Source organism: Streptomyces alkaliphilus (assembly GCF_014141535.1).
In the GTDB taxonomy this organism is placed as follows: Bacteria; Actinomycetota; Actinomycetes; order Streptomycetales; family Streptomycetaceae; genus Streptomyces; species Streptomyces alkaliphilus.
The window spans coordinates 1-3,106 of the sequence record NZ_VKHT01000623.1; the positions used below are offsets into that span (position 1 = coordinate 1).

Genomic DNA, 3,106 nt, shown 5'->3' on the forward strand with positions numbered 1-3,106 from the left:
GGCGGGAACGGGGGGCGCCGAGAGGTCACCGGCGGGCTCGGCCGGCGGGGTCCCGTCAGCGGGCGGCTCCGTGCTCCCGGCCGGTTCCGGCCCCTCGGCCTCCTCGTTCCCCTCCCCGTCCTCGGTGTCATCGGTCCCGTCCGGCGCGTCGTCCACGTCCAGGCCGAAGTCCCGGGCCAGACCGGCGAGTCCGGTGTCGTACCCCTGGCCCACCGCGCGGAACTTCCACCCCGTGCCCCGCCGATAGAGCTCCCCGAAGATGAACGCGCTCTCCGTGCCCGCGTCCTCGATGCCGAAGCGCAGCAGCGTTTCCCCGGAGCGGTCGGCGAGCACCATGCCCAGGCCCTCCAACTCCCCGAACCGCCCGCCGGCGTAACGGCTGGCCGCCAGGACGACCCGGTCCACGTCGGCCGCCATGTCGTCCAGGTCGATGCCGATCCGGTCCTCGCTGCCGTTGTCGGTCGGGGTCTTCCCCAGCAACTGCACGCTGTCGTCGGCCGCCGTGGGGTTGTTGTAGAAGACGAAGTCCGCGTCACCGCGCACGACACCCTCGGCGTTCAGCAGCAGGACGGACACATCGGCGTCCTCGTCACCGGTGGGGCCGCCCCAGGTGAGGCCCACGAGGACCGAGCCGGTGTCCCCGCTCAGCTCCGCGAGCGCCACGTTCTCGCCCTTGACCATCTCCAGCATGTCGCCCCCCGGCGCGTCGTGTCCCCTCGGGCGCCGTTCCGGGGCAGCCCGATCCACCGGGGATGTGATGCGGAACACACCCGGCGATGTGCGGAACCCTAGCCTCCGAGTCCACCGACCCGGGGGTGAACGCCGGGATCGTGCCCCGGACGTTTCCGCCCCGAGAGCGGGCGGTCACTCCGGTGGGCGGGGGCCGCGGCCGGTGTCGGGACACGCCGCCCCGGGTACCCGGACCTCTCGGGATCGGGCGTGAACCACCCCCGTACGGGTGAACCGGGCCGGCGATCGGGAAAGGAGCACGGCATGGACGCCGAGGTGATCGTGGTGGGGGCCGGGCCCGTCGGGCTGCTGCTCGCCGGGGACCTGGCGGCGGCCGGGCGCTCCGTGACGCTGCTGGAACGCCGCCCGCCCGGTCTCTCCAACCTCACCCGGGCCCTCGCCGTGCACGCCCGCACGCTGGAGTACCTCGACGCGCGCGGCCTCGCCGACGAACTGATCGACCGGGGCAGGCGGGTGTCCCGGCCGCGCGGGATCGCCGGCATCGAACTCGATCTCTCCGGACTGCGCACCCGTTTCCCGTTCGTGCTGGTCACCCCGCAGTACGAGGTGGAACGGCTGCTGGAGCGCCGGGCCCGGAAAGCCGGGGTCGACATCCGGTACGGCACCGGGGCGATCGGCGTGGAACAGGACCCGGCGGTGGTGACGGTGCGGGTGCGCCGGGCCGACTCGCCGGTCACCGAGGGGGACGCCGACGCCGTCGGGGCCCCGGAGGGCGCCCTGCGGGCCCGCTGGGTGGTGGGCACCGACGGCCACCGCAGCACCGTCCGCGAGGCGGTCGGCCTGCCCTTCCCCGGGCACACCTTCCCCGCCTCCCTCGTCCTGGCCGACGTCCGGATGACCGAGCCGCCGCCGGGCCCGGTGCGGGCCGACGCCCGGGAGAACGCCTTCGCCCTCGTCGCCTCCTTCGGCGACGGCCGGTACCGCGTCGTCGGCTGGGACACGCGCAACGAGGTCCCCGAGGACACCCCCGTCGCCCTCGACGAACTCCGGGAGATCACCCGCCGCGTGCTGGGCACCGACTTCGGCATGCACGACGCGGGGTGGCTCTCCCGGCTGCGCAGCGAGGAACGGCAGGTGCCGACCTACCGCGTGGGACGGGTCTTCCTCGCCGGGGACGCGGCCCACGTGCACTCCCCCGCCGGCGGCCAGGGCATGAACACCGGCCTCCAGGACGCGGGCAACCTCTCCTGGAAGCTCGTCGCCGCGCTGGAGGGCCGTCCCGGCTCCGGGGACCTGCTGGACACCTACGACGCCGAGCGGCACCCGATCGGCGAGCTGGCGTTGCGCAGCAGTGGGGCGCTGCTGCGCGCGGCCGTGCTCCGTCCCGCGCCGGCCAGGGGCGCGCGCGATCTCCTCGCCCGGCTGTTCGCCGGCACTCCGGCGCTGCGCGACCGGGCGCTGGGCCAGGTCACCGGCATCGGTCTCGGCTACCGCGCCGGCCGGGGGACGCGTCCGCTCGTCGGCCGCCGGGCCCCCGACCTCGCCCTGGCCGGAGGCCCGGCCGACGGGCCGTCGAGCGCCCCGCAGACGCCCTCCCGGCTGTACGAGGCGCTGCGGGCCGGCCGGTTCGTGCTGATCACACCGCAGGGAGAGCCCTCGCCGTTCACCGGCACGCCGGACGCGGACCGGGTGCGGCACGTGTGGTGGGCCAACCCGGACCGGCGCACCGCCCTGCTGATCCGCCCGGACGCCCACATCGTCGGCGTCGGCGACGCCCCGGACCCGGCCCGCCGGGCCGAGGACCTGCGCGCCGCCCTCGCCCGCCACGGCGGCGCGGGGTGAGGAGTGCGGAATTCATCCGATGGGGTGATTCTGTCGCAGCGATCCGGTTGGTGGTCCGCCCCTTGTCCGATCGGTCCATCCCGCACCGGGGGCATCTCGTGAAACGGGGAGTGCCGGACAGGAAAAAGGGGGCAGTGGCCGCATAACGGCGAGTGCCCCTTCAAGCTCGAGCCCAGGCTAACACCGACTTCTCCGCGCAGCGGAGCACGCTGCGGTGACTGTTCGGTGCGTGGCGATGGTGTCCCCCGATTCGACCTCTTGCGCCTGGCACCGGTCGGCCGGTTCGAATGACGGATCGCTTCTTTGAATCGACCCTTCGGCCATGACGCGGCAGGAGTGCATGACGGGGAGTGGAGCGGGATCGCCAACGGTTCGGGTCCTGCTTCCGTTGCTTCAACGACGGCGTGGGGACGATATACGCCGGAGGCGTGGATCGGCTGACCCGCTCATGAGCGGTCGTTCGTCCGGACCGGCCGCGCGGACTTCCCGGTACCCGGGAGACTTCGAGCCGGCCCCGCGAAGGGCGCGCGGCCGGGGCGGAGGGGAGAGCGGCGTGGGGGCGGTGGAGGTGACC

General features: G+C 74.3%; 2 protein-coding genes. One reads left to right on the top strand and one right to left on the bottom strand.

From position 1 onward, the window contains the following. Positions 1-681, bottom strand: a 681-nt coding sequence (locus tag FNQ90_RS17595; RefSeq protein WP_182607262.1) for a TerD family protein, incomplete at its 3' end; no start/stop codon positions are given. A gap of 312 nt (positions 682-993) precedes the next feature. Between FNQ90_RS17595 and FNQ90_RS17600 the strand changes: the two genes are divergently transcribed. Continuing rightward, positions 994-2,532 carry an FAD-dependent monooxygenase gene (locus FNQ90_RS17600; protein WP_182607261.1) on the top strand — a complete coding sequence of 513 codons (1,539 nt, stop codon included), beginning with the start codon at positions 994-996 and terminating at the stop codon, positions 2,530-2,532. The last annotated feature ends 574 nt before the right edge of the window (positions 2,533-3,106 follow it).

What these genes read in the sequence shown, in the direction of transcription:
- FNQ90_RS17600 (WP_182607261.1), top strand. Translation starts at nt 994, where the DNA reads ATGGACGCCGAGGTGATCGTGGTGGGGGCCGGGCCCGTCGGGCTGCTG.